24 protein-coding genes are annotated in these 26,926 nt (G+C 63.0%); 19 read left to right on the forward strand and 5 right to left on the reverse strand.

Going from position 1 to position 26,926, the window contains the following annotated elements; genetic code table 11:
* Window positions 1-2 precede the first annotated feature (2 nt).
* Complete coding sequence (gene pabB / locus ACFO3E_RS00820) at window positions 3-1,205, reverse strand: aminodeoxychorismate synthase component I (protein WP_380801763.1); 1,203 nt, start codon at window positions 1,203-1,205, stop codon at window positions 3-5.
* A gap of 107 nt (window positions 1,206-1,312) precedes the next feature.
* On the opposite strand from pabB, the gene ACFO3E_RS00825 reads away from it, so the two are divergent.
* The gene (locus ACFO3E_RS00825) at window positions 1,313-1,708 is read left to right on the forward strand and encodes a DUF983 domain-containing protein (RefSeq protein ID WP_066525194.1); all 396 of its coding nucleotides are present in this window, start codon (window positions 1,313-1,315) and stop codon (window positions 1,706-1,708) included.
* A 133-nt stretch (window positions 1,709-1,841) separates the two neighbouring features.
* Here ACFO3E_RS00825 and ACFO3E_RS00830 read toward each other — a convergent pair whose 3' ends face one another.
* Window positions 1,842-2,279 carry an acyl-CoA thioesterase gene (locus ACFO3E_RS00830; RefSeq protein ID WP_380801766.1) on the reverse strand — a complete coding sequence of 146 codons (438 nt, stop codon included), beginning with the start codon at window positions 2,277-2,279 and terminating at the stop codon, window positions 1,842-1,844.
* Between the two features lie 216 nt (window positions 2,280-2,495).
* Here ACFO3E_RS00830 and ACFO3E_RS00835 point away from each other — a divergent pair, with 216 nt between their 5' ends.
* The 8 genes from ACFO3E_RS00835 to ACFO3E_RS00870 all read left to right on the forward strand — a co-directional run bounded on the left by ACFO3E_RS00835 (window position 2,496) and on the right by ACFO3E_RS00870 (window position 12,819).
* On the forward strand, window positions 2,496-3,722 hold the full coding sequence (locus tag ACFO3E_RS00835) for a cytochrome b/b6 domain-containing protein (protein WP_380801769.1): 1,227 nt from the start codon (window positions 2,496-2,498) through the stop codon (window positions 3,720-3,722).
* Window positions 3,723-3,764: 42 nt separating this feature from the next.
* Window positions 3,765-4,883, forward strand: coding sequence for an AI-2E family transporter (locus tag ACFO3E_RS00840; protein WP_380801772.1), 1,119 nt, complete (start codon window positions 3,765-3,767; stop codon window positions 4,881-4,883).
* Between the two features lie 38 nt (window positions 4,884-4,921).
* A complete protein-coding gene (locus tag ACFO3E_RS00845; protein WP_380801976.1) occupies window positions 4,922-5,584 on the forward strand; it encodes a peroxiredoxin in 663 nt (220 codons plus the stop codon).
* Window positions 5,585-5,589: 5 nt separating this feature from the next.
* Window positions 5,590-6,633 carry an MBL fold metallo-hydrolase gene (locus ACFO3E_RS00850; RefSeq protein ID WP_066525207.1) on the forward strand — a complete coding sequence of 348 codons (1,044 nt, stop codon included), beginning with the start codon at window positions 5,590-5,592 and terminating at the stop codon, window positions 6,631-6,633.
* A gap of 292 nt (window positions 6,634-6,925) precedes the next feature.
* The gene (locus tag ACFO3E_RS00855) at window positions 6,926-10,243 is read left to right on the forward strand and encodes a trifunctional glycoside hydrolase family 18/polysaccharide deacetylase/glycosyltransferase family 2 protein (protein WP_380801775.1); all 3,318 of its coding nucleotides are present in this window, start codon (window positions 6,926-6,928) and stop codon (window positions 10,241-10,243) included.
* 128 nt (window positions 10,244-10,371) lie between these two features.
* Entirely contained in the window at window positions 10,372-10,755 is a 384-nt protein-coding gene (locus ACFO3E_RS00860; protein ID WP_066528780.1) for a PDZ domain-containing protein, read from the forward strand.
* Window positions 10,752-11,438 carry a winged helix-turn-helix domain-containing protein gene (locus tag ACFO3E_RS00865; RefSeq protein ID WP_380801778.1) on the forward strand — a complete coding sequence of 229 codons (687 nt, stop codon included), beginning with the start codon at window positions 10,752-10,754 and terminating at the stop codon, window positions 11,436-11,438. Before ACFO3E_RS00860 ends, ACFO3E_RS00865 begins: the two co-directional genes overlap by 4 nt.
* Window positions 11,422-12,819 (forward strand): sensor histidine kinase, encoded by a 1,398-nt coding sequence (locus tag ACFO3E_RS00870; RefSeq protein ID WP_380801781.1) that lies wholly within the window; start codon window positions 11,422-11,424, stop codon window positions 12,817-12,819. Before ACFO3E_RS00865 ends, ACFO3E_RS00870 begins: the two co-directional genes overlap by 17 nt.
* A gap of 36 nt (window positions 12,820-12,855) precedes the next feature.
* Here ACFO3E_RS00870 and ACFO3E_RS00875 read toward each other — a convergent pair whose 3' ends face one another.
* Complete coding sequence (locus ACFO3E_RS00875; RefSeq protein ID WP_082919552.1) at window positions 12,856-14,265, reverse strand: FkbM family methyltransferase; 1,410 nt, start codon at window positions 14,263-14,265, stop codon at window positions 12,856-12,858.
* Between the two features lie 127 nt (window positions 14,266-14,392).
* Window positions 14,393-15,256 (reverse strand): sulfotransferase family protein, encoded by an 864-nt coding sequence (locus ACFO3E_RS00880; protein ID WP_066525213.1) that lies wholly within the window; start codon window positions 15,254-15,256, stop codon window positions 14,393-14,395.
* A gap of 450 nt (window positions 15,257-15,706) precedes the next feature.
* Here ACFO3E_RS00880 and ACFO3E_RS00885 point away from each other — a divergent pair, with 450 nt between their 5' ends.
* The 6 genes from ACFO3E_RS00885 to ACFO3E_RS00910 all read left to right on the forward strand — a co-directional run bounded on the left by ACFO3E_RS00885 (window position 15,707) and on the right by ACFO3E_RS00910 (window position 20,789).
* Complete coding sequence (locus ACFO3E_RS00885) at window positions 15,707-16,891, forward strand: glycosyltransferase family 4 protein (protein WP_066525216.1); 1,185 nt, start codon at window positions 15,707-15,709, stop codon at window positions 16,889-16,891.
* Window positions 16,891-17,493, forward strand: coding sequence for a sugar transferase (locus ACFO3E_RS00890; protein ID WP_380801785.1), 603 nt, complete (start codon window positions 16,891-16,893; stop codon window positions 17,491-17,493). The genes ACFO3E_RS00885 and ACFO3E_RS00890 overlap by 1 nt, the downstream gene beginning before the upstream one ends.
* Window positions 17,465-18,388 carry a methionyl-tRNA formyltransferase gene (locus ACFO3E_RS00895; RefSeq protein ID WP_380801788.1) on the forward strand — a complete coding sequence of 308 codons (924 nt, stop codon included), beginning with the start codon at window positions 17,465-17,467 and terminating at the stop codon, window positions 18,386-18,388. The genes ACFO3E_RS00890 and ACFO3E_RS00895 overlap by 29 nt, the downstream gene beginning before the upstream one ends.
* Window positions 18,385-19,068: a PIG-L deacetylase family protein gene (locus ACFO3E_RS00900; protein WP_066525225.1), complete on the forward strand. Its 684-nt coding sequence runs from the start codon at window positions 18,385-18,387 to the stop codon at window positions 19,066-19,068. Before ACFO3E_RS00895 ends, ACFO3E_RS00900 begins: the two co-directional genes overlap by 4 nt.
* Window positions 19,069-19,159: 91 nt before the next feature.
* Complete coding sequence (locus ACFO3E_RS00905) at window positions 19,160-20,110, forward strand: ATP-grasp domain-containing protein (RefSeq protein WP_380801791.1); 951 nt, start codon at window positions 19,160-19,162, stop codon at window positions 20,108-20,110.
* A gap of 13 nt (window positions 20,111-20,123) precedes the next feature.
* Window positions 20,124-20,789 carry an HAD family hydrolase gene (locus ACFO3E_RS00910; protein WP_066525227.1) on the forward strand — a complete coding sequence of 222 codons (666 nt, stop codon included), beginning with the start codon at window positions 20,124-20,126 and terminating at the stop codon, window positions 20,787-20,789.
* A 15-nt stretch (window positions 20,790-20,804) separates the two neighbouring features.
* On the opposite strand, the gene ACFO3E_RS00915 is transcribed toward ACFO3E_RS00910, so the two are convergent.
* Window positions 20,805-21,974 (reverse strand): glycosyltransferase family 4 protein, encoded by a 1,170-nt coding sequence (locus ACFO3E_RS00915; RefSeq protein WP_380801794.1) that lies wholly within the window; start codon window positions 21,972-21,974, stop codon window positions 20,805-20,807.
* A 190-nt stretch (window positions 21,975-22,164) separates the two neighbouring features.
* On the opposite strand from ACFO3E_RS00915, the gene ACFO3E_RS00920 reads away from it, so the two are divergent.
* Genes ACFO3E_RS00920 through ACFO3E_RS00935 form a run of 4 tightly spaced genes read left to right on the forward strand, consistent with a single transcriptional unit; the run spans window position 22,165 to window position 26,917 of the window.
* Window positions 22,165-23,010, forward strand: coding sequence for a hypothetical protein (locus ACFO3E_RS00920; protein WP_066525229.1), 846 nt, complete (start codon window positions 22,165-22,167; stop codon window positions 23,008-23,010).
* Between the two features lie 42 nt (window positions 23,011-23,052).
* Window positions 23,053-24,243 carry a glycosyltransferase gene (locus ACFO3E_RS00925; RefSeq protein ID WP_066525231.1) on the forward strand — a complete coding sequence of 397 codons (1,191 nt, stop codon included), beginning with the start codon at window positions 23,053-23,055 and terminating at the stop codon, window positions 24,241-24,243.
* On the forward strand, window positions 24,243-25,505 hold the full coding sequence (locus ACFO3E_RS00930; RefSeq protein ID WP_082919553.1) for a glycosyltransferase family 4 protein: 1,263 nt from the start codon (window positions 24,243-24,245) through the stop codon (window positions 25,503-25,505). The genes ACFO3E_RS00925 and ACFO3E_RS00930 overlap by 1 nt, the downstream gene beginning before the upstream one ends.
* Window positions 25,499-26,917, forward strand: a complete 1,419-nt coding sequence (locus ACFO3E_RS00935) for a pectate lyase family protein (protein WP_066525234.1) — start codon at window positions 25,499-25,501, stop codon at window positions 26,915-26,917. The genes ACFO3E_RS00930 and ACFO3E_RS00935 overlap by 7 nt, the downstream gene beginning before the upstream one ends.
* Window positions 26,918-26,926 lie beyond the last annotated feature (9 nt).

Raw genomic sequence — 26,926 nt, forward strand, 5'->3', positions numbered from 1 at the left:
AACTATTCAAGCCCCCTTAGCCCAACTGTTCCTGCGGCGGTGAGAAAGCGCCCTTTGGCCAGGCATTCCGCCCATTCGGATGCCGCATCCGAGTCCGCGATGATGCCCGAACCCAATCCGAGGCGCCCCTCACTGCTGCCTTCTTCAACCCAAATGGTTCGAATGGCAACATTGAAGGCGGCATCGCCATTGGGATCGATCCAGCCCATCGCGCCGGTATAGACGTCGCGCGGAAAAGCTTCGACCGCGTCGATGATCTCCATCGCCCGCACTTTGGGCGCGCCGGTGATCGAGCCGCAAGGAAAGAGGACGCGCAATATGTCGATCGGGCCAAGGCCGGGCAGCAGCCGCGCGCGGATGGTCGAAACCATCTGATGGACGGTAGGATAGGTTTCGACATGGAAGAGGTCGGGAACCGTCACCGTGCCTGCGCGCGCGACGCGGGAAAGGTCGTTGCGCAGCAGATCGACGATCATCAGATTTTCGGCGCGTTGTTTGGCGTCAGTCTCAAGCTGCTCCGCCAGCGCCGCATCGCGCGCCGGATCGACGGCGCGTCGCGCGGTGCCCTTCATTGGCCGGGCGGTGAGTTGGCCGCGCACATTGGTGAAGAACAGCTCCGGTGAAAAAGAGAGGATATTTTGCGCGCCGGTGCGGATGATGCCGCCATAGCCCGCGCGCTGCCGAGGGCGAATTGCGGCATAGAGCGCCATGACGTCGCCAGTGAAGCGTGTGGCGCAGGGGAAGGTCAGGTTCACCTGATAAATGTCGCCTGCGCGGATATATTCCTGCACCCTGTCGAAGGCGACCCGATAGGCCTGTTCGTCCACGAGCGGCCGGGGTGGCTCAATGCCTGCGGTGGCGGGATCGGGCAGGAGGTCCGGCATCAGATCAGGATCGATCAAGCGATGACCTTCAAACAGGCCGAACCAGAGCAGCGGCATGGCGGGCGGGCGACCCTTTTGCCCGGCGGCGAGCTGGAGCAGCCGGTCCTCCAGCACCAGTCCCGCTTCATAGCTTATATAACCAGCGGCGTGCAGGCCCCTCTCTCCGGCTTCGGCGAGACGGTCGAGCGCGGGCTGCACATCCTCAAGCCGGTGGGCGACGATAACGTCCACCGGGTCGCGATAGAGGCGCGCCGGGGCGGGATTACGCTCTCGCGCATCGTCGAATAGGACAAAGGCTTCGGAAGGACCCGGCAGTCGCATCGCGCCGTCTTAACAGCCTTTTGGAGAGGCGAAAGGGTCATGGGCGCTTTATCCATGGCTTGATCCATGGGTTGCGCACCCTCTCGCTTGACCATAGGGATGGGCGCATGAGCAACCACCCTGCCGCAGACATTGCCGAACGGCCGCTTCGCCCCGCATTGACGCGAGCGCTGCGGGGACGTTGCCCGGCGTGCGGCGAAGGGGCGATGTTCGCTGGCTTTCTGAAGCCCAGTGCGGCGTGCGAGGCGTGCGGGCAGCCATGGGACTTGTCGCGGGCGGATGATTTTCCCGCCTATATCGTCATCCTGCTGTTGGGGCACATTTTGGTGCCGCTGATGATCGAGGTGAACAGCGCGCTGGCGATCCCGCTGGGGGTGCAGGCGGCGCTATGGCCTGGGCTGGCGGTGGTGTTGGCTGCGATCATGATCCAGCCGGTGAAAGGCGCGGTGATCACCTTTCAATGGGCGCGGCGGATGGATGGGTTCGCACAGACGAAGGGCTGAATACGCTCCGTTCGGTCAGGCAGGGTCGATAACGGAAAGAGCGGGACGGTTTCTCGACTTCGCTCGAAACGAACGGAGATTTGAGCGCGAACCAGTAAGCCCTTTTTTTGGCACCCAGCTCGCTAGAGATGACTTACGCCGGTTTGCGTAGGAAATTGCGTTCCATCGCTTCGCGCAGGCTAGCATCGATGACGCGGCGGCCTTCCGAACCGTGGGTGACGACTGTGGTGTCGCAGGTGGCGACGCAGACGCCCTTCTGGAAGGCGGCGGAGCTGACCGTCCAGCTTGTGCGACCGATATGGCCGATGCCGCAATGCACCTCGAACGGATAGGGGAAGTGCGATTCCTCAACGAAGTTCAGCGACACGGCGGCGACCAGCCAGCGCACGCCCTGTTCCTGGGGATGACGGCCAAGATGATGATGAAAGCGGATGCGGGCGGTTTCGAAGATGCCGGAGATGGCCACATTGTTGATGTGGCCCATCGTGTCGATATCCTGGAAGCGCGTGTCCATGCTGGTGATGAAGCTGTAGGTTTCGGGGCTCAAGCGCCAGGATTCGGGTTTTGCCATGTCCTGCTTTCCAACCAGTTATATCCTAAAGGCTCTTAGCCAGTGCGGGCGGCGATGCAATCGCCGCAGGAAAATTGGCCAAACTGCGACCTTTTTGACACAGGCGATGTTAGCTGCAGCGCAAAAAGGAACGCTGTGTTTCCGCTTGCAGCCATGGACTTTGACCCGGCGGTTTCATAGCGTTGGCGGATCTGCCTTACCCTCGGTCGAGGACCTATGCGCCGCTACAGCCTTATCGCCATCTTCCTCCACTGGGCGATCGCCGCCCTCCTGGCTTTTCAGATCGCCGTCGGGTCGGCGCTGGAGGATTTGGGCGCGCGGGGCTTCGCGCTTTTCCAGCTGCACAAGTCGATTGGCATCACGATTCTGGCGCTGACGGTCGCGCGCGTGGTCGTGCGCTATACAAGGCCGCGTCCGGCGCCCGTCGAGGGCGGCTGGCAGGGCGCATTGGCGAAGGGGGTGCATGGCGGGCTGTACCTCTTCATGCTGGGCGCGCCGCTGACCGGGTGGGCGCTGGTATCGACGGCCAAGGTCAAGGTGCCGACGCTGGTCTTCGGGATCATCCCCCTGCCCCATCTTCCTTTGCCAGCCGGAGCGAATGACCCGGCCCTGGCGGCGCATGCACTGCTGGCCTGGGTCGGCATCGCCTTGTTTGCGCTGCATGTCGCGGGCGCGTTGCGGCACCACATATTGCTGCGTGACGGCCTGCTGTGGCGAATGATGCCGGCGCGATCGCCGCTGCTGCTGGTGGCGCTACCCGGCCTGATGGCGGCCGGCTTCCTGCTGGGGCGTCTCATCCTGCCTGCGCCTGCGCCAAAGGCTGCAGCCGCGCAGGAAAAGATCCTCACGGTCGAGGAACAGTCGCCGACCGATACAACCGCTGTGGCCGACAATGCCGTGAATGCAGCGCCTCCGGCCGAAGTGGAGAATAGTGCAGCCGAGCCGGTGGGACCGCCGCCCGCCTGGACCGTGCAGCCGGGCGGAACCATCGGCTTTTCGGTGGGCAATGGCGGCGACACGATCCGGGGCAGCTTCTCCAGATGGACGGCGAAGATTGTGATGGACCCCGACCATCCTGAAACCGCCGACCTTCGCGTCGAGATCGATCTGGCGAGCGCGAGCGTGGGGGATGCCTATCAGGACGGCATGCTTGCAGGGGACGAGTTTTTCGGCGTGGCCGCGCATCCCAAGGCGGTCTTCACGGTCAAGGGCGCGGAAAAGACCGGCGCGAACAGCTACCGCGCGTCGGGAACGCTGACCTTGAAGGGGGCGAGCGAGCCGCAGGCCATTCGCTTCACCCTGTCCGGCGTGGGCGCAAAGCGGAAGGTAACGGGCTCAGCCAGCATCGCGCGCGCCGCCTTTGGCGTCGGCAATGGTGAAAGCAGCACGGGCCTGGACCCCAAGGTAGCGCTCAATTTCCGGTTCAATGCGAAGGCCGAATAAGCGGGCATGGATTTGCCGCCGCGCTTATGCCAAAGCGCGAGCATGAGCGACCAGCCGCAAAATGTCCGCATCGAGGATGGAGTCTTTCTAGGCTTCGTGCTGCTGGTGTCGGTCGGTTTCGCGCTGGTGATCGAGCCGTTTTTCGCGGCGATCCTGTGGGGCGTGATCGCCGCAATCCTGTTTGGGCCGGTGAACCAGAATCTGCTGCGGCAGATGCCGGGTCGGCGCAACAGCGCGGCGGGGCTGACGTTGCTGCTGATCGTTGCGGTCGTCATTTTGCCCGCGATCATCCTGGCCGTCGCGTTGGTGCAGGAAGCTACGCTCTTCTACGGCAAGGTGCAGTCGGGCGAGATCAATATCGCGCATACATTCTATCAGTTCCAGGCGCGGTTGCCGGACTGGGCGTCGGCGATGCTGGCGCGGGTGGGCATCACCAATTTCGCGACGGTGCGCGAGGCGCTGAGCCAGGGGATCGCCAACAGTTTCCGGTCGGTGGCGGCGCAGGTGTTCCAGATCGGGCAGAGCGCGTTCAGCTTCTTCGTGGCGTTGAGCGTGACGCTCTACCTCACTTTCTTCCTGCTGCGGGACGGGCCTGCGCTGGCGGCGCGGCTGGACCGGGCGGCGCCGCTGCGCTCCACGCACAGGCGCGCGCTGATGGAGCAGTTCGTCGTCGTCACCCGCGCCACCATCAAGGGCAGCGTTGTCGTCGCCATCGTCCAGGGGATGATCGGCGGAATCGTCTTCTGGGCGCTGGGGCTGCAGGGGCCGCTGCTCTGGGGAGTGCTGATGGGCTGCTTCTCGCTGATCCCGGCCGTCGGAACGGGGCTCGTCTGGGTGCCGGTCGCGCTCTATCTGCTGGCGACGGGCGCGGTGGTGAAGGGCATTATCCTGATCGTCTGCGGCCTGTTCATCATCGGCATGATCGACAATCTGTTGCGCCCGATCCTGGTTGGACGCGACACCCGTATCCCAGACTATGTGGTGCTGATCACCACGCTGGGCGGGATCGACATGTTCGGGTTCAACGGCATCGTCATCGGCCCGGTGATCGCAGCCCTGTTCATCGCCACTTGGAACATCGTAACGCGGATGCGCACCGGCAACGGCATTGAAGGGCCCCTTACCCAGGAAGAGCCGCTACCCCCTGCCCCTGCTCCATGATAGGTTGAGGAGGCCCACGACTCCACAGGAGGGAGATGATGGCACTCTCGATCGGCAGCAAGGCCCCCGACTTCACCGCGCAGACCACGCAAGGGCAGATCAGCTTTCATGAATGGCTGGGCGACAGTTGGGGCATCCTTTTTTCACACCCCAAGGATTTCACCCCGGTCTGCACGACCGAACTGGGCTATCTCGCGCGGCTGACGCCGGAATTCGAGAAGCGCAATTGCAAGGTGATCGGCCTGTCGGTCGATCCCGTCGGCAATCATGAGCGCTGGTTGGGCGACATAAGGTCCGCGACCGGCGGCGATGTCACCTATCCCATCATCGGCGATAGCGACCTTAAGGTAGCCAAGCTCTACGAGATGCTGCCTGCCGAGTCAGGCGATACGTCCGAGGGGCGAACGGCAGCGGACAATCAGACGGTGCGAACGGTCTATCTGATCGGTCCCGACAAACTGATCAAGGCGATGCTGAGCTATCCCATGAGCAGCGGGCGCAACTTTGACGAGGTGCTGCGCCTGCTCGACAGCTGCCAGCTCACCGCCAAGCACAAGGTCGCTACGCCGGTGAATTGGAAATGGGGCGAGGATGTAATTATCGTACCGTCCGTGTCGGATGAGGAAGCAAAGGAGCGTTTCCCGGGCGGGTGGAACAGCGTCACGCCCTATTTGCGGGTCGTGCCACAGCCTCAGGAATAGGCGCCATGTTCTTCGCGGTCTTCCAGGATGGCGAAGGGTGCAAATCCTACATTATCGCCAACGAGCAGTGCTGCGCCGCGGCCATCATCGATCCGGCGCTGGATCAGGTGGACCGTTATCTGGGCGAGGTGAACAAGCAGGGATTGCGCGTCCGCTACATCATCGACACCCATACTCATGCCGATCATTTCTCCGGCGCGCGGGCTTTGCGGGAGGCGCTGAACGCGCCGATCGTCATGCACCGATTTTCGCCCGCGCCTTATGTCGATCTGCATGTCGAAGATGGCCATTCGCTCCCCCTGGGCGACATGCGCATGCATATCCTCCACACGCCCGGCCATACGCGCGATTCGATGGCGATCCATGTCGAGGATCGGGTCTTTACCGGGGATACGCTGCTGATCGGCGGCACCGGACGCAGCGATTTGCCCAGTGGCGATCCGGAACAGCTATATGACAGCCTGTTCCGCAAGCTGCTGGCGCTGCCAGGCGATACGCTGGTCTATCCAGCGCATGACTATAAGGGACGGGAGAGTTCCACCATAGCTGAGGAGCGGGTGACCAATCCCCGGCTCGCCAAGGTCGATCGCGCCGAGTTCGTCGCAATGATGAACAGCCTCAACCTGTCCGCCCCCACCCATCTGACCGAAGCGCTGCGCACCAACATGTCCGGAGGCAAGACGGTACGCCAGCTATTGCAGGAAGCGGCGGCCAAGGTGCCATTCATGGCGATGGCCGAGTTGCGGCAGCGGCTGGTGCAGAGGGCGAACGACTTCGTGATATTGGACGTTCGAGAGAAAGAGGCGTTCGCCGCGAGTCATGTGCCGGGCGCGACCCATGTGCCGCGCGGTCAGTTGGAACTGCGGGTGAATGAGGTGCTGCCCGATCCGCATGTCGAGATACTGACCGTCTGCGAACTGGGGAAGATTTCGACCCTGGCCGCCGCCACTTTGCGCGAGCTGGGATTTCCGCGCGCGACCGCGCTTGACGGAGGAATGGCGGCCTGGCGGGAGCAGGGCAATCCTGTGGAGAGCGGTTTGACGGCCTGAAGCCAGGCCGCTTTGCTGATGACCAAAATTTCATGATCGGCACATCCTCCGCCAAGACATGGGGGTCTAGTGGCCATTGGTTTAGAGCAACGTAGCCTGATCAGCATCACTCCCCGCCCGTTCGCCCAGAGCTAGTCGAAGGGCTTTTCTTCTCTTCAGATAGCAAGAGCGGGCTTCGACAGGCTCAGCCCGAACGGGATGAGCGGGTCGCAAAGGGCGGATGAGGCGGTGGCGGTTCCTGGCCCGTTCTCGACATAAGCATGTTCGTGCGACGGGACTTCAAGGCAAGCAGATGACGAGACCTATCTTCTTCGATCCGACTGGGCGGCGGGGGCTGTGGGCGCGGCGATCGCTTGCAGCGGGCTTGGTCGTGATGCTGCTGACCGCACTCGCCTTTGCCACGACATTGATTGAGGTGCCTGCGGGCACCGCGCTCCCCCTGCCCTTTCCCCACCTCCACGCCGCGCGGCTGGTCGGCCTGTCTGACGGGCGTCATTCGCTGCGGTCCTGGCTGCCCCATTGGCTGGGTGGGCGGCGCGGGCAGGTGAAGCATAAACTGTCGATCGGCTTCTACGTACCCGATGATGAGAATAGCCTGGCGTCGCTGCGGCGCCATGCAGGACAGCTGGATTGGGTAGCCCCCGCACTGGTGAGCGTGGCCGGGCGAGGCCATGCGCTGCACATCATCGACGACCCGCGCTTCGACCGGCTGATCGCAAGCCAGCCTCATGCGCCCAAGATCTTACCGATGGTGCAAAATATCGGCGGTGGAAGCTGGGAAGGCGGGAATGTCGCGCGACTGCTCGCCAGCCGGACGGCCAGCCACCATGTCGCCGGCCAACTCGCAGCCTTTGTAGCGCAGCGGCATGCGGCGGGGCTGGTCATGGATTTCGAAGCACTGCCCGAAAGCGCGACCGGTGATTATCTGCGCTTCCTGCAGGAACTGCGACTGGCCCTGCCGGCGGGCGCGCATCTGGCGGTGACGGTCGCGGCGGAAGAACAGGGCTGGCGCCTCCGCCAATTCGCGCGGGTTGCGGATCGGGTGATCTTCATGGCCTATGACCAGCATTGGCAAGGCGGGACGCCGGGGCCCATCGCCGCACAGACTTGGTTCGCGCAGCATGTGCAGGATGCGTTGCGGGCGATTGGTCCCGAGAAGATCGTCGTCGCGCTCGGCAGCTACGCCTATGACTGGCATGATGGCGGGGCAGACGCACTGTCGCTCGACGAAGCCTGGCTCGCGGCACATGACAGCAGCGCGACAGTCCGCTTCGACGCCGCGAGCGGCAATGCAGGCTTCGCCTATGATGAAGGGACGAGGCATCACCAAATCTGGATGCTGGATGCGGCAACCTGCTGGAACGAGATGCGAGCGCTCAAGCGCTTGAGCATCGCAGGGGTCGCTCTTTGGCGGCTGGGCAGCGAAGACCCCGGTTTCTGGAACGACCTGGCTGCCTTCCGGTCGGGCGGGCTGCCGGACCTGCACCACGTCGCCAGCGTATTGAACACCGATGTGGAGGGGACTGGCGAGATATTGCGGATCACGGCGACGCCCAGCGAGGGCGCGCGCGACATGCTGTTCGACAATGACGGCCTGATCACGCGGGAACGCTATCGCCAATTGCCGACCCCCTATCAGGTTCAGCGGACCGGCGCGCAGCCTCATATGGTGGCGCTGACCTTCGATGATGGCCCCGATCCCAAATGGACGCCGAAAATCCTGTCGATCCTTGAGCGGGCGCATGTTCCCGCCACCTTCTTCGTTGTCGGCGAAAATGCGCTGGAACATCCGGGGCTGCTCCGCCGCATCGTCGCGGACGGGGACGAAATCGGCAACCACACCTATTCCCATCCCAATCTGGCCACCGCTTCACCTGGGCAGACGGAACTGGAATTAAACGCCACGCAGCGGCTGGTGCAGGCTTATACCGGGCGCAGTATGCGGCTGTTCCGCGCGCCCTATTTCGGGGACGCAGAGCCAACGACGGCCGATGAGCTGCAGCCCGCCCTGGCGGCGCAGCGCGCAGGCTATACGGTGGTGGGCCTGCATGTCGATCCCAATGACTGGCAGCGGCCGCGAGCGGACAAGATCGTGCGGGAAGTCGATCGGCAGGTGGGGGACGTCACGCCCGACAGGTCGGCGAACATCATCCTGTTGCATGACGGCGGCGGCGAACGGTCGCAAACGGTTGCCGCCCTCCCTCGCATCATCGCCAACCTGCAAGCGCGCGGCTATCGCTTCGCCCTGGTGTCCCAGCTTGCGGGGCTGAACCAGGCCGATGCGATGCCGCCGGTCAAGGCGAATGATCTGACCGCGGTGCGGATCGATGTCGCGATCTTCATTCTGCTGGCCGGAGGATCGGCGCTGCTCGGCTGGTTGTTCTACCTCGCCATCTCGCTGGGGATCGGACGCGCCGTGCTGATGGCCTCTTTGGCCTGGTTCCAGTCCCGCCGGGACCAGGCCGCGCCGCCGGTGCATCAGCCGAGCGTATCAGTCATCATTCCCGCCTATAATGAGGAGCGGGTAATCGAGGCGTCGGTGCGTCGGGTGCTGTCCAGTGCCTATCCCGGATTGCAGGTGATCGTCGCCGATGACGGATCGAGCGACGCGACAAGTGCAGTCGTCGCCCGCGCGTTCGGCAGCGATCCGCGCGTGCAACTGGTGACGCTGGCAAATGGCGGCAAGGCGGCTGCGCTGAATCGCGCGCTGCTGCATGCCGATGGCGACGTCCTCATCGCGCTGGATGCCGACACGCAGTTCGAGCCCGAGACGATCGGCCGCCTGGCGCGCTGGTTCGCAAACCCGAAGATCGGCGCGGTGGCAGGCGACGCGCGGGTGGGCAATCGGGTCAATCTGGTGACCCGCTGGCAGGCGCTGGAATATATCACCGCCCAGAATCTGGAGCGGCGCGCCCTGGCGGGTTTCGACGCCATGACGGTGGTGCCGGGCGCCGTGGGCGCCTGGCGGCGGCGAGCGCTGGACGCGGTGGGCGGCTATCCCGAAGACACGCTGGCGGAGGATCAGGACCTGACCATCGCGATCCAGCGCGCGGGATGGCGGGTCACCTACGATCCCGATGCGGTCGCCTGGACCGAAGCGCCGGAAAGCTTCAAAGCGCTGGCGCGTCAGCGCTATCGCTGGGCGTTCGGGACGCTGCAATGCCTGTGGAAGCATGGCCCCATCCTGCGCGAACGCCGGCCGACCGGGCTGGCGCTGGTCGGCCTGCCCCAGGCCTGGCTGTTCCAGATCGCCTTTGCCGCGATATCGCCGGTGATCGACCTGGCGTTACTGCTGTCGGTTATCGGCACCATCTTGCGTGTGCAGCAGCATGGCTGGGCGCAGACCAATGGCGATGTGGCCGCGATGGCGCTTTACTGGCTGATCTTCACCGGGATCGACATAATATGCGGCTGGGTGGCCTATCGCCTGGACGGCCGCAGCCCGCCTTATCCCGCGCTGCTGCTGGTGGCGCAGCGCTTCATCTATCGGCAGATCATGTATTGGGTGGTGATCCGCGCCATCGCATCGGCCATCGGCGGCTGGGTCGTCGGCTGGGGCAAACTGGAGCGGTCGGGCCGGGTGGCTATGCAGCAGCCCGCGGCCGCATGACCCTTGCGTGAACAAAGCTTAACGTGACCGGCCGCGACTTTCCCGCCATGGTCCAGGACAGGCGGAACGGAGACCATGCCCCCTGTACCCTCCTCCGTTCCGCCGAACCGATGAAGGAGAGCGACTGCATGAGGCGTGGCCTGGGCGATCCTGCTGTCACGGGCGGTTTGCTCGCAGCGCTGGCCCTGTGCACCCTGCTCATCAGCCTTGCTTTCTTCCTCCACTTGCGTCGCGATCCGATGGGCGAGGCGGTACGTGGCCGGATGTTACCCGGCCTTACGATCGGCGCGACGGGACCCGCGCTGACCGTAACCAGCATAAGATCGGGAGGAGAAGCAGCCCGGCATGGGGTTGCCGTGGGGGATGTCATCGTCGCGATCGACGGAAAATCCTTTCGCTCGCTGGATCAGGCGGAGGCTTATCTGATAAGCCAGCCCAGCGATGATGTCGTGCTGGATCTGAGGGGAAGCGGTGGGCGGCATGTCGTCGCGCTGGATCGGGGATTGCGATGAGCCACAAATTGCTGGTGGTGGAAGATGACGAGGCGACAGCGGCCTATATCGTCAAGGGGCTGACCGAAGCAGGCTTCACCGTAGATCATGCCGCGGACGGCCGCGAAGGCTTTTTTCTGGCAAGTGGCGGAAGTTATGGTGCAATCATACTCGACCGCATGATGCCCGCCATGGATGGCATGTCGGTGTTGAAGGCGCTGCGCGCCGCCGGCATCGACACACCGGTTCTCATCCTGTCAGCACTCGGCACGCCGGAGGATCGGGTGGAAGGGTTGACGAGCGGATCGGACGATTATCTCGTAAAGCCATTCAGCTTCGCCGAATTGCTGGCGCGGGTCCAACTTCTGCTGCGGCGGGCGGGCGCGGGCAATGCCGTGGTCACCGTCTTGCGGCACGACGACCTGGAAATGGACCTGATGGCGCGGCGGGTGAAGCGGGGCGGCAAGGCTGTCGATCTGCAACCGCGCGAGTTCCGGCTGCTGGAATTCTTCCTGCGCCATGCCGGGCAGGTGGTGACGCGCACCATGTTGCTGGAAGGCGTGTGGGATTATCATTTCGACCCTGGCACAAATGTGATCGATGTGCATGTGAGCCGCCTTCGCAGGAAACTGGACGACGGGTCCGAGCGGCCACTGCTCCATACGGTGCGGGGCGCGGGCTATCGCCTTGGCCTTGCCGCATAGGGGCGTGCGGCGCTGGCCGCCGATCCTGCGATCCTCGATAGCTCGGTTCATCGGACTCGCCTTTCTGGGGCAGTTTCTTGTGACTGGGGGCGTGCTGCTTTACGTCCAGCAGGCGAGCCAGCGCACGGTGATCGCCGCTGAGCGGGAGGCGGCGGACGAACTGCGCGACGACCTGATCGCTCTCTATCGCGCCGGGGGATCAGACGCGGTGCGCAGGGATGTCGCGGAGCGATTCCGGGCGAGCCGGGACGAAAATGTCGCGATCCTGCTGGCGGACCGTCATGGAAAGGCGCTGGCTGGCAATCTGAGCGCCTGGCCCGCCACAGTGCCCGAGCGGACAAGCTGGCGCAGCATCAATCTCTATCGCGTCGGCCGCGTCGAGCCCGAGCCGATCGGCGTGGTCGCGCAGCCCCTGGGCGATGGCAACCGCCTGCTGACAGGGGTGGTCGTCGCAAACAGCCTGCGCCTCGCCGCCATTCATGAGGAAGCACTGAGCATCGCCTTTGCGGTCAGCCTGGTCCTGACGCTGGCCATGGCGATCATCCTCGGCCGCATCCTGGCAAGGCAGGTGTGGGGCATCGCTGCAACCGCGCAGGAGGTTGCCGTGGGCGCGCTGCACCACCGTGTCGAGACGGACGGCAGCGGTGATGCGTTCGACCGGCTCGGCCAATCGATCAATGCTATGCTGGAGCGGATCGACAGTCTCGTCAGCCAATTGCGGATGATGACCGATGGGCTGGCTCATGACCTGAAATCGCCGGTCACGCGCCTGATGACCGTAATCGAGCAGGCGAGCGCCCGCACGCAGGACGAGGGTGCGCTCGATGCATTGGACGAGGTACGGCGAGAGGCCGAAACGTTGCAGGCGATGCTGTCCACCGCGCTGCTGATCAGCCGGACGGAGGCGGGCTTGGGCGCGGACATGCTGCGTGAAACTGACCTTGGCAGACTGCTGGCCGACATCGCGGAAATCTACGGGCCGCTGGCTGAGGAAAGCGGCTTTGCGCTGACGGTGGAAGCGCCGGAGGAACCGCTGCTTTTTCCCGTACATCGGGAGCTGTTGAGCCAGGCGATCGCGAACCTGATCGAAAATGCGCTGAAATATGCGGATGCGGGCGACAATATCCTGCTGGCGGCAGCGCACTTGGACGCCCGCACCGCGCGCATCAGCGCCAGCGATAATGGACCGGGCATAGCGGCCGGCCAGCATGAGGAGGCGCTGCGACGCTTTGGCCGCCTGGACCCGGCGCGCGGCAAGCCGGGGTCAGGGCTCGGCCTGTCGCTGGTCCGCGCGGTTGCGCGGCTCCATCATGGGACTGTCATGCTGCAGGATGCGGGCCCCGGATTATGCGTAACGCTGGAACTGCGCCGGTCTGGCTGAACATGGTCAGGAAACAGGACTATCCGCGACACCGCATTAAGAGGTGACATTATCCGCAATGTCCTCCGCCAGGCGATCCAGTTCGGCAGGGCGCTTTCTCTTGCTGATCAAGGCGTAGGCAAGTTCCCCCTCCTGCCAATAGGCAACCGTCTTGCCATTGCGGGTAAGCACCGCGGGTTTCGCGGGCGCTACGCCATCGTCGCGGACTGCAAAAAGCGAGACCGGGCGGCTGATATCATTGGTGATGGTCATTTGCAGGCTGGGGCCGCTGTCGGAGGGGAAAAGCTGGACATCGGTTACGCGCCAACCCCGAGGCAGGATCGGAAGCGCGATGCGGGCGTATGAGCCGACTTCGCCGACGTTGAACACCGCAGGGGGCGAACGCCGAAGGGCTGCCCGCATTTCCGCCACATGGTGCGATTGCAAGGCTTCCTGAATGAAATATTCCTCCGCCTGCCCCCGATCGACGGGAAGGCCCTTTCCGACGATGAACCAGCCACCCGCCAGCACCAATAAGGCCGCGGCGACGCGCGCAAGGTTCGCCGCTCCCCGATGGCGGCTGAGCGAGGCGGGACGCGCGCGAGAGCTTCTGTGCGGAAGGGGGATTACGCTGGCCGCAGGCGGATTGGCGACGGCGCTTTGGCGATGAAAGACTGCGTCGAAATGCTGGCCCGTGTCGTCGGGATTGACGCGCTTGAAGCCATGACGCTCCAGCAGGCCGAACACCTCGCTAGCCTTGGCGCCGTAGCGGCCAAGATTGCGGTCATCGACTTCGACGACGGCCGCGCGGGTCTGCGGCAGGTCGAGAATCGGCTGCAATCCCTGCAGCACCGCATATTCAAATCCCTCCACGTCAATTTTCACGGTGATGGACCTGTCGCCGATCAGCTTGAGGAGGCCGGGAAAGTCGCTGATCGACAAGGTCATGACCCGCTCGCCCGTCTGAACAGGCTCATTTGCGATGGAGAAGCGGCCGGAGTGGCCAGACGCGCTGTTATCGAGCAGTTCGGGCTGGGTCAGCGCCGCAAGCGCCATATTAAAGGGCAGGACATTGTCCAACGCATTGAGGCCGATGTTCCGGACGAGCTTGGCGAAGGTGGAAAAACACGGTTCGAAGGCGACGACCAGCCCATCGGCCCCGACCTGCTCGGCCGCCAGAAGCGTGAAGACGCCGCAATTGGCTCCAACATCGATGAAACAGTCGCCCGGCTGAAGATTTGTCACTTCATTGGACACCCGCTCGCCATATTTACCCGTCAGCCCAAGCAGATGAGTCCGGTCCCGGACATCGAAGCCAAGGCAAACATCGCCATAGCTGGACCGGACCGGCGTGCCATCCAGCATCGCGGCAAAGGGTGACAGCAGCCGCCATTTGCCACGGAAGCGAGGCAGGTGATGAATATAGAGGTTCAACAGCCAAGATCGAACCATCCTGGAATCAGGCATCAGCGCACCTCGCTTTAATCCCGAACATGTCTAAGCCACGCTATCCGCCAATGGTGAACTTTTCCGGGTTACTCCCCTTGCCGGTCACCTGAGAATCGAGGCACCGCAACCTACATGCGGTCCGGCGCTACTCCGCCGCGACGGCCTCTACGATTTTGGGGGCTGGCGCGCCTGTAAGCCAATGGCTGAGATCCTTCTGCAGAATGTCCTGAAGGATAAGGATGTCCTCGCGGTAGAACTCCCGAAGCATCTGCTGCAATTCCTCGGTCAGGGGCGGGTAACGAACCGGCGCCGCCAAAGATGCCCGCAGCTTCACCATCCATGGGTGAGAGCGTAGTGGGTCGAGGATCGGCCGTATCGGTTGAAGGATACGGCGCAGCGGCAGCGGCAGCATCGGGCTGGCGCTGTCATTCTTGCGGCTCGCAACTTCTTCCGGTGCTATATGCACGGGTACGCCGATATGTGCGCACACGTCCGCTACCGCCTTTTCGGGTGCCTGCCGCAGCGATTCATACAGGATCACGTGAATCTGGTGGCGCGGATAGTGCAGTAGGAAGCGCCCTAGATGCGCGCCGTAAAGGCCGCCGGTCAGAAAGCGTGCCCCTTCCGGCTTCGCGCCTTGAAGATATTCGCGCAGATCGCCGCTCACCCATCCCCGGCGGAACAACATGCAGTAGTCGGAATATGCGCGCCGAACCGGATCGCGCAGCTGGACGATCAGCCTGGCTTCGGGCAACGCGCTCGCCATGCGGACGGCCGCGAGAGGATGAGCGAAATAGTCCGCCGACTTTTCCCCCACAATCCTGCCCGCCGGGGCGGGATCGAAGAGGGAGGCATACCATGCCGGCCCCCGCTCATATTCCGAACTGAAATAGTGCGGTTCGGCGTCAGGCAGCCACAGCTGAGGATGATTGCGGAGTTGATGTGCGATCCAGGTGGTCGCGCCCTTTACAGCGCCGATCACGATAAAGGCTGGCTGGCGATCAGTCATGGCCGTTCGATTTGCCTTTCCAGTCGTGGACACAGCAGTGCTATTTCCGGCGGCAGAAGGACGCGGATTTTGCGAGCATTAGCCAAAGGCTTGCCCGCTCCGACGTCCCGGATCATCTGCCTTTCCCCATCACGAGGATTTCCAGAATTTTCGCCAGGTTAGGCGAATATCGGCCTGCGGGCAGTTGTGCATCGGTACGAACCGATGAGGGGTAGCGCCACCACTATTTTGGGTAGCAGGCACCCCAAGAAACTCGACACCTACCCGAAAGGATGCACCAGCCGCGCGACGGCTGTTCATCAGTATAGGTCGCGAAATGGTGCCGTTAATTTCAATGGCTTCCCCCTAAGATGAGCCAAGTCCCCGGTCGCGAACGGGGTGAGCCGTCAATCGCCGGAACAGATTGGCGCAGGCATCAGAAAGGACGCTGCCCGTGCAGCATGAAATGGCATGAAAATCATTGTCGTCGCCAGTCTTGCCTATTCGCTGATCAACTTCCGCGGGCGCCTGATCGCCGCGATGATAGAGAATGGGCATGAGGTCCTGTTGTGCGCGCCGGACCATGATCCGGAAATCGAAGCCAGGTTGAAGGCGATGGGGGCAACCTATCTGCAGATGCCGATGGCCCGTGCCGGCATGAATCCGTTCATCGATATTGTGACGCTGGCATGGCTGGTTCGCTGCTTCTGGCGCGAACGCCCGCAGGCCGTCCTGGCCTACACACAAAAGCCCATCATCTATGGCGGCATCGCAAGCCGATTATTCCGCAACATCGACTTCTACGCGATGGTGAGCGGCCTTGGCCATGTATTCAGCGACGGCGGATCGCGCCTGCTGACCTGTGTTCGAGCGATCGTTTCCGTCCTTTACCGGCTGGCGATCGGCAAGTCCAAGGCGGTATTCGTCTTTAACAGCGACGATCGCGGCGAGATGTTGCGGCACCATATCATCAAGCCGGAAAGCCGGGTCATACAGGTGCCGGGATCGGGCGTGGACCTGTCCCACTATGCGCAGGCTCCCCTGCCGGACGGGCCGGCGGTGTTCCTGATGATCGCACGGCTGCTGCGGAACAAGGGCCTGATCGAATATGTCGAGTCAGCAAAGATCGTGAAGGCCCGGTTTCCTGAAGCGCGCTTCCTCCTGCTGGGGCCGCTCGATGAAAACCCGGCCGCCATTTCCCGCGGAGATATTGCGCAATGGCACGAGGACGGGATCATCGAATATCTTGGCGAGACGCGCGACGTACGCCCCTATCTGGCGGGGGCGAGCATTTTCGTGCTGCCCAGCTGGTATCGCGAAGGGTTGCCCCGCACCATATTGGAAGCAATGTCGGTGGGTCGTGGCGTGATCACGACCGATATGCCGGGTTGCCGTGAACCGATTGTCCAGGGGATCAACGGCTTTGTGGTCGAACCGCGCAGCGTCCGGGCGCTTGCGGACGCGATGCTCACTGTCTGCGCACAGCCGGAGCTGCCCTTGCGCCTCTCCCGCGCTGCGCGAAGGACGGCGGAGGAGCGTTATTCGGTTGAGCGGGTGAATGCCATGCTGCTTTCAGCCATGGAGATAAAGGGCGTCAGCGCCGATCGAGGCGGAAGACCTGCCCTGAACGGGCGGTTGGCGGCCGGAGAATCCTGATGCCAACAAGGCGATTGGTCGATGTCCTGCTTGCTTCCACGGGGCTTGTGCTGTTCGCTCCGCTGATGGCGGTGATTGGCGGCTCTATCCGCATAGTGGATGGCGCGCCGGTGTTGTTCAAACAGACCCGAGTGACGCGGGGAGGCCGGCTGTTCGAAGTGCTCAAGTTCCGCACGATGAACGACAGGCGCGACTCCGAAGGGCGGTTGCTGCCCGACAGCATGCGCACCACCGCGCTGGGCGGCTTCCTCCGGCGCTTTCGCCTGGATGAACTGCCGCAGCTCTGGAACATCCTGACGGGCGCCATGACCCTGATCGGGCCACGACCGCTGCTACCCCCAACGATCGCGCAAGCCGGTGAGAGGGGACGGTTGCGATGCACCGTGCGGCCCGGCCTTACGGGATGGGCGCAGGTCAATGGCAACACGCTGCTGAACGATCAGGACAAGATCGCGCTGGACCTTTGGTATATCGCGAACCGCTCCTTGCGGCTCGACCTCACCATTCTTGCGCGCACCGTCAGGGTTGCTTTGTGCGGCGAGCGTTTCAACCTTTTGTCGATAAGGAGGGCGCATGAAGGCCATACTCGTAGGCGCGGTTGAAAGCACCAAGATCGCCCTCAAATGCCTCGCCGCCTCGGCCAAATGGGATCTGGCTGCCGTCTTCACGCTTCCGCCGGATCTTTCCGGGCGTCATTCCGATTTCGTCGATCTTGCCGAGGAGGCCGCAAGAGCGGGAGCGCGGATCGTGCGCACCGCGAACATCAATTCTGATGCTGCCCTGCAGGCGATCCGCGAGATGGAGCCGGACTATATTTTCGTCATCGGCTGGTCGCAGATTTGCGGTGAGCAGTTCAGGGCGACGGCAAGCAAAGGTGTGGTGGGCTATCATCCTGCGCCCCTACCCCGCCTGCGCGGGCGCGCGGTCATCCCCTGGACCATCCTGCTGGATGAGCCCATCTCCGCCTCCTCCCTTTTCCTGATCGACGAAGGCGTGGATAGCGGCCCCCTGCTTGGGCAGCGATATTTCCACCTGGCGCCCGACGAGACGGCGGCGACGCTTTACGCCAAGCATATGGCGCGATTGGAAGAGATGCTGCCTATGGTGCTGGAGGATATCGCCAGCGGATCCCCGACACTGTCGATCCAGGATGAACGCTGCGCCACCTATGCCGCGCGTAGGCGGCCCGAAGATGGCCTGATCGATTGGGCGCAGCCTGCATCGGCCGTCTGGCGCTGCGTCAGGGCCTGCGGCGATCCCTATCCGGGGGCGTGGACCAGCTATGGCGATGACCGGATCGTCATAGAGTCGGCCGTTCCCATACCGCTCCACCATCATGCCGCAGCATTGGCGGGTCAGATTGTGGAGCGGGGCGAAAGGGGCTTCACCGTGAAATGCGGCGACGATCAGGGGCTGCTTGTATCGCGATGGCGGACGGCTCGAGAAAAGCCCTTGCCTAATCACGCCATATTGGGGCGGCCGAAGGCGGCGGCATGACAATGATAGACAATATTCAGCGCGCCATGGTGATCGCTCCCCACCCGGATGACGAAGTGCTGGGGTGCGGCGGGACGATCGCGCGCCTGGTCTCGCTCGGCCGCCATGTCGAGGTCGTCGTGGCGACACGGGGCAGCGCGCCGATGTTCGATGCTGAACAGGTCGAGAAGGTACAGACTGAGGCGCGGCGGGCACATGCCATGCTGGGCATCGCGCGCACGCATTTTTTGGACTTTCCCGCAGCGATGCTGGATTCCCTACCGCGTGCCGAGCTGAACCAGGGCATCGGCACGCTCGTCGCCCAATGCCGCCCCGACGCCCTGTTCATACCCTTCGTCGGTGATTTGCACTTCGATCATGGGCTGATTTTCGAAGCGGCGATGGTGGCGGCAAGGCCGGTCGGCGCGCACTATCCCGCGCGCGTGCTCGCTTATGAAACCGTGTCGGAGACGAACTGGGCGGCCCCCTATCTGGGGCCAGCATTCCAGCCAAACCTGTTTGTCGATATAAGCGGCCATCTCGATCGCAAGATCGAGGCATTCAGCTGTTTCGCGTCGCAGGTGCGCCCCTTCCCCAACGAACGATCCGTCGAAACATTGCGGGCGCTGGCTCAAGTCCGGGGCAGCTGCGTTAACCGGGAAGCGGCCGAAGCATTCGTCCTGATCCGGGAGGTGTCCTGACATGGACTTGGCCACGACAAGCCATCGAGAAGGTTCCGCACTATTGGGCACGGAAATGGAGCAAGGGACACCCGGCGGGCGGTCGCTGCGCATGATGTTGAGCTCGGCAGGCCGCCGGGTCAGCCTCTTGCGCAGCTTTCGTGAGGCGGCAGGTGCGTTGGGCGCAGACCTGACCATCTTCGCATGCGACATGACGCCGGAGTGGAGCCCAGCCTGCATGGAAGCGGACAAGGCCTTTGCTGCGCCTCCAGCGGAAAGCGGCGAGTTCATCCCGGCGATGCTCGACATCTGCAAGGGTGAGCAGATCGGGTTGGTCGTGCCTACCATCGACACCGAACTGCTGGCCTATAGCCAGGCGCGGGACCAGTTCAGCGCCATCGGCTGCCATGTTGCCGTGAGCGACGAGCCGCTGGTTCAAATGGCGCGCGACAAGCTGGCGACGGCGACCTTCCTGGCGCAGGCCGGCCTCCCCTCCCCCCGCACCATTGCGCTCGAGGAGTTTTTGGACGGCGCTGCAAACCTTACACTGCCGCTCCTCGCCAAGCCGCGGCATGGCAGTTCGAGCCGCGGCATCATGATGGTGCATGATCGCGAACAGCTGCTGGGCCTGAAGAAGGCCGAACCCTATATTTTGCAGGAATATCTGCACGGCCGTGAATTCACCATAAGCCTTTATTTCGATCAGGAAGGCGCGCTGAAATGCGCGATCCCGCACGAGCGGCTGCGCGTGCGTTCAGGCGAGGTGGAAAAGGGAATCACGGTTCGCGATCGGGCGCTGCAGGACGTCGCCTGGCGGCTTGGCGAAAGTCTGCAGGGCGCGCGCGGCGCCCTGTGTTTTCAGGTGCGCGTGGATGCGAGTGGCGCGCCCTCCATTTTCGAGATCAACGCGCGTTTTGGCGGAGGCTATCCCTTGGCGCATCAGGCGGGCGCGCGCTTTGCCTTATGGATGCTGGAGGAACGGCTCGGGCTGCCCAAGACAGCGGATGACGGCTGGCGAGATGGCGTACTGATGCTGCGGTTCGACGATGCGGTCTTTGTCTGACCCAGGAGAGGCCATGCGCCGTCGGTTCAGCCGGGTGATCGTCTTCGACCTGGACGACACGCTATATCTGGAGCGTGATTATGTGTTCAGCGGCTTCAAGGCGGTAGGCCGATGGGCTGCGGCCGCCTTGGGTGTCAGTGGGCTCGGGCAAGTTATGCGCAACCGTTTCGATGCCGGTTGCCGCACAAAAATCTTCGACGACAGCCTGAGGGACTTGGGGATTGACGCCCAGCCAGCGACTATCGCGCGGATGCTGGCCACCTACCGGCAGCATCGCCCGGAAATCGGCCTGGCTCCCGACGCGGAGCGGTTTTTGGCAAGCCGTGATGCGGCAACGGCCTTCGCGGTGATAACCGACGGCTTCCTCGACGCGCAAAGGCGCAAGATCAGGGCCCTCGGCCTTTATGGGCGCGGGATTCACATGGGGATATGCACCGACAAATGGGGCCGGGACTGCTGGAAACCGAATCCGCGCGCGTTCGAACATGTAGAGCAGCTGTTTGGCCGGTCGGGTGGGGCGCTGACCTATGTCGCCGACAATCCGTCGAAGGATTTCACCGCCCCCCGCTCGTTGGGATGGAACACGGTGCAGATCGTGCGGCCGGGGCGGATACATGACTATGCGCACCGGCAGATGGTGCCAGCCGACAGAATTATCGAAACAATGGAGCAATTCTGAAAAAGGCCGGGCCAGTCAGGCGGCGGCGGCTTTCAGTGGAACTGCCTGGGGCTGGGCAGGCGCGAGCGCATCGGTGATCGCATCCTCCCACTGGCCCAATATGCTGTCTATCCTGAAGCGCATCGACGCGATCCGGGCGGCCTGAGACAATTGCGCGCGGCGCTCAGGGTCTTTGCACAAGGCCGCGATCGCTTCGCCCATTGCGGCGACGTCGCCGTCGGGAACGAGAATGCCGCTGACATTATCGACGATCATTTCCCCAGGCCCCCACTGGCAGTTGAAGGAAATAGTGGGCACGCCTGCGGCCATGGCTTCGCCGATGACGATCCCCCACCCTTCGAACCGGGAAGACAGAACGAATATGTCAGCGCCACGCAGCCAGCCGCCATGTTCTTGAGTAACGCCGGGCATCGCCACCCGGTCGCGCAGCCCCAATGCGTCCCGCTGCGCTTCCAGCGTGGCTCGTTCGGGACCTTCGCCCCAGATGACGAGCGACCATTGGGGAATATGATCCGCAACGCGCGCAAAGCTTTTCAGCAGCAGGTCAAAGCCCTTTTGCTGCACTAGGCGCCCGACGGCCACGATAGTGTGGCCGGGCGTGCGGTGCGGATCTAGTTCGATCGGCGCGTACGTGGGATTGGGGATCACCCATTGGCGGCGGCGCATGGATGGCGGGAACTGGTTCATCGCGCCTTGCGTCATCGTCACAAGGCCATAAGCCCGCGCGTAGGCGTAACGGCGCAGGGCGGACCAAACGACGCCGGGCCGCTGCAGGGCCGGATTATTGCGTTCGGATACGATGACCGGAATGTCGAGCGGCCCTGCCGCCAACACGCTGATGACATTGATACGCGTCAGAAAGCTGACCACCAGATCGGGCTTGGCCGCGCCCAAGGCGTTACGCAATGCAGCGACCCTCTGGAACATGGCGGATGCCGATTGCAGGAGGGGCAGCCGTCCCGGCGGGAAGCCGATCTGCGACACGCGTACGGCCGGGTCGTGGGGATAGTAGGGATCGGTGCCGGGCTCTTCAAAAGCGAAAAGGCTGACGGTCCAGCCCAAGCGGCTGAAATGATTGCAAAGCAAGCTTACGATATGTTCCGACCCGCCCGCGCGCAGGCCCGCGAGAACGAAGGCGACATGAGGCTTGCCCGACGGGGCGCTCGTCCTGACGAATGTCTTCATTTGGTCAGAATGCGGCGAGTAAATTCATGAATCCATGGCCATTGAGTATGATATCGGATGAACGCCCGTGCTGAGCTTTGGGGCTTAGCCAGCAGAGCGCGGCCGCTCGCATTCGGACTAATCCCTAATGGCCTGACGCTAGCCAAGCGCCCAGCTTCCTGAAGAGCCAACAAATTGTAATTTCAGGTCTATGACCATTGCAGCCTCCCAATTCTTTTCGCGCGCGGCCGACGCCCTGCCCCAGCAGGTGGAGGACGCCTTCTTCAGTTCGATCAAAAATCCGAACAACACCTTCAAATGCACATGGGGAGGACGGTTTGACGAGATTGACCAGCGCCTGGTGCAGGCACTTAGGCAACGGCGCGTCGAACTGAATGAACTGCTCGACGTAGGCGTGTCGTCCGGCGCGACGACGCTGGACCTGTGGGACACATTGCGTCGCGAAGGCTTTCGGCCGCGCATCACCGGGACCGACTATACGATCCACGCCTGGATTGTCCCGCTTGGCCCGAACTGTTCCGCCCTGCTGAACGAGGAAGGACAGCTGTTGCAGGCGGACCTGTTCGGCTGGTCCATGCGGCCTTGGCGGCGGCGCATGGATTATCTTACCGGCATGTGGCTGGTCCGGCCGCTGCTGAGGCGGCTGCTCGGCCGAAGGGCGGCGCGCAAGCTACGCGAGGGGATCGGCGTCAGGAAGGTCGAACTCGTCAGTCCGCGGCTCCGCGATCATGACAGCATCACCGTGGTTCAGGATAATGTGCTGGTATCTCGCGACACGTTCGCCGGGCGGTTTGACCTGATCCGCGCTGCCAATGTCCTGAACGAAAATTATTTTCCGAAAGGCGAGTTGAAGCAGGCGGTGGAAAATCTGTGCACCTATTTGCGGGGACCAGGATCACTGCTCTTCATCATCCGCACCCTTCCCTCAGGCGAGCATCATGGGACGTTGTTCGCCCTGCGCGAAAAAGGCGCGCTGGAGGTTGTGGAGAGGATCGGGGCCGGGTCGGAAATCGAGGAACTGCTGTCGGCTGCCTGATCCGTCGTCGCGGGCCTCGTTTGCCGACTTTCAGGAGCAACTATGAAAATTGCCCATGTCATCACGGCCCTGAATGTCGGCGGCGCAGAAACCATGCTGGCCAAGCTGGTGGAACATGAGCGCGCGCAGGGTGGCGATATAGAATCTTGCGTGATTTCCCTGATGACACCGGGCGTGGGAGGCGACCGTATCCGCGCGAGCGGCGTACCGTTGCACAGCTGCGGACTCGACGGCGCACTGGCGCTGCCGGCCGCGCTAGCCCGGCTGCGCTCGATCATCGGGCAAGAGCGGCCGGACATCGTCATGGCCTGGATGTATCATGCGCATCTCGCGGCGGTCATAGGTGCAGGGCTGCAACGGCCATCCATTCCCCTGATCTGGAATGTGCGCCACAGCCTCGCGGATCTGGCTCAAGAAAAGCCCGCCACCCGCGCGATTATCCGTGTGGAAGCGCTTTTGTCCCGACTGCCGCGCCGGATCATCTACAATTCCCATGCCGCCGCACAGCAGCATGAGCGGCTGGGCTTTTGCGCATCGCGGACGATGGTCATTCCCAACGGGTTCGACTGCGGACATTTCCGTCCGCAGCCGGGAAGCCGGGAGCGGCTGATAGAGCGGCTGGGGATCGACCCAGCCGCCTTGATCGTGGGCATGGCCGCGCGCAACCATCCTATGAAGGACGCAGCCACCCTGGTCGAAGCCGTGAGGCGAGCGAGAGAAGCCGGGGCGGACATCCACCTGCTGTTGAGCGGCGAGGGCATGGAACGACCTGTTGGCGATCTGGCGCGAACGCTGCAGGCAATTCCGGCCGATCGAGTGACATTGCGCGGTCATGACAGGTCGCTGGCAGAATGGGTGCCTGGCCTGGACCTGCTCGTCCTTCCATCGGCCTGGGGCGAAGGGTTCCCGAACATATTGGGCGAAGCCATGTCATGCGCCGTACCCTGCATCGCGACGGATGTGGGGGATAGCCGCTTCGTCATCGGCGATACGGGCATCATCGTGCCGCCGCGCGATCCTGCACTGATGGCCAAGGCGATCCTGACGCTGGCGGAACACGGCCCGGATGGCCGCCGGGAGCTTGGATTCTCCGCGCGCGAGCGTGTCCGGCAGAAGTTCGCCATGGACAGGATCGGCGCGCTTTACGCCGCGCTTTATGACAGCGTGAGCGGCATGGCTGTCCAGCGGCCAAACCGGTCACAATCCTCCATCCGACGGGCACAGGTGATGTGATGCTGCAGCGCTTTTCTGCGACTGAGGTTATGGAGCCGGCGCCACGACAGGTGGGCGGCATCGCGCGAACGGCGGCTCCTGCCCGAATCTGCTTTCCCTTCGGCGGCGGGGCAGTAGGCGGCAGTCATATATCGGCGATAAAGCTGATCCAGGGGCTCGACCGCACACGCTTCGCTCCCTTGATTGTGCTGCACTATGGTGGAGGACAATTGGGGCAACTGCTTCGTTCCGAAGGACTGGATTACATCACCTTGCCCGGCAGGCGGTTCTTCGGCCAGTCGCGGGGTGTTCCTCAGACGGGAGGAGCGATATCCTTCATCAGCACCTGCTTCGATCAGTGGCGTCTCGCCGGCTTTCTCAAGATGAACGGCGTCCAAATCGTGCATAGCAATGAGGGGGCCATGCACATTTCCTGGGCCCTGCCTGCGCGGTTGGCGGGAGCAAAGCTGCTCTGGCACCATCGCGGCATGCCCGATGCGCGAGGCGTGCGTTTTCTGGCACCCTTGATCGCCAGCCGGATCGTAGGAGTGTCGCAGTTCGCCTTGTCGGAAGTGCGGCGCGGGAAGAAGGCCGTGCGCAAGACTGCGGTTGTTTACAGCCCCTTCGACACTGACGCCGAACCGATCGACAAGGCGAGGGCACATCAGGCCCTTATCGAAGAATTGAATGTCGATCCCCGAACCAAGCTGATCGGCTTCTTCGGCAATCTCGTCGAGCGCAAGCGGCCCATGCTGTTCGTGGAAACAGTGGCCCGCCTAGCGGAAAAGCGGCCAGCGCTCCCCTTCCTGGGGTTGATGTTCGGCTCCGCGCTGGAACCGGGCGTCGAGGACCAGTTGACCGAGCGGGCACAGACGCTCGGGATCAGCCATCGGCTGCGCCTCATGGGATTCCGCTATAACTCGGCCGAGTTGATGGCGGCATGCGACATTCATGCAGTGCCCGCGATCGACGAGCCCTTCGGCCGATCATTGATTGAGGCGATGCTTCTGGGCACACCGGTAGTTGCGGCGGCATCCGGGGGCAATCTGGAGGCGATCGAAGAGGGTGTCACAGGGCTCCTTTCCGCCGCCGACGATCCCGCCGCCATGGCCGAGGCGATCCTGCGGTTGCTCGACTCGCCGGATCAAGCGGAAACGATTGCGGCTAAAGCGTTGAAGGCCGCGACCCAACTTTATGGGGCCGACCGTCACGTTGCGCAGATCAGCGCGATCTATCAGTCGCTCCTTTCTGCTGCCAAGACGGGCGCCGATCAGCCATGGTGAGTCATAACACAACCACTCTTCTCTGCGCGGGCATTGCCGCGCTGCTGGTGACGCCCTTCATCGCGACGACGGATTGGGGCGCGGGCCAAAGCGAGGAGCGTGGCCCGGCAGATTTCAGCGGATCATCAGTCCTTCCGGATGTCCCCGGAGTCGATGCCTTTCCCGGCGCGGAAGGTTTCGGCCGGCGCGCGCGTGGCGGACGTGGGGGCGCAATCATTCCGGTCACCACGCTGGCCGATCATGGCCCCGGCTCCCTGCGCGACTGCATCGAGGAAAAAGGTCCGCGAACCTGCGTCTTCCGCGTCGGCGGCGTGATCCGCTTCACCTCCCGCCGACCACTTATCCGCAATCCCTACATCACCATCGCCGGGCAGACGGCCCCTGGCGGCGGCATCCTGATCACACACGCCGGCGGTGCAGAGGGATATACGCCGATCGTGGCGGAGGGCACGCATGATGTCATCATACGGCACATCCGCGTTCGCACCGACCTGAACGGCTCGCATCGGGGAAGTAATGGATCCTTCCTCTACAAGAACAGCCGCAACATCATTTTTGATCATGTCAGCGGCGCCTGGGCGCTCGACCAGATCATGAGCGGCTATGCCGACAATGACAATATCACCATCTCCAATTCGATCTTCACCCAGGGCGTGCCACGGCATGACAAATGCGCGCTGCTCGCATCGGACCCCAAGGATGCGCAGAAGCTCAGCTTCATCGGCAATTTGTGCGCTCATAATGGAGATCGCAATCCGGATGTGAACTTCCCGCCCCATTCCTGCGTGGAAGTTCTTAACAACGTCTTCTACAACGGCTCGTCTCAATTTACCGAAGTGCACGAGACATTCGGCGGTACGCCCGTCAACATCATCGGGAACTATTATAAGAAAGGTCCCAACAGCAAGGCCGTCATCCCCGCCATAGATCGCGTCTTAGTCGCCAGCACGGGAGAATCGAAAATCTTCGCTGCCGACAACAAGCTGGACCATGTCAAGATCATGGCGACCAGCCCCGCGGAGGCAGCCATGGCGCAGCACCCCATATGCCCATTGAGTGTGCGGGTCATGTCTGCCGAAAATGCTTATGCGAAAGTCTTAAAGCAGGCGGGAGCCTTTCCGCGCGACTCTCTGGACGTGCGCACAGTAGCGGATGTGACCGGACGTACGGGGGCGATCCTGCGTAATCCGGCCGACCTGACCGGTCCGCGCACATTGCCTGCCATCTCGTCCGGAGCGCCTTATGTCGATCTGGACGAGGATGGCATGGCCGATAATTGGGAACGCGCCCATGGCATGAACCCGATGCGGAACGACGCATGGCAGGATACTGACCATAATGGTTGGGCGAACCTGGACGAGTTCCTGGATTTTGCGCACCGGGAACGCCTCGCCGGACGCGAGGTGCGCTGAACCGTGGGG

It is taken from the genome of Sphingobium tyrosinilyticum, from assembly GCF_042654265.1.
In the GTDB taxonomy this organism is placed as follows: domain Bacteria; phylum Pseudomonadota; class Alphaproteobacteria; order Sphingomonadales; family Sphingomonadaceae; genus Sphingobium; species Sphingobium tyrosinilyticum.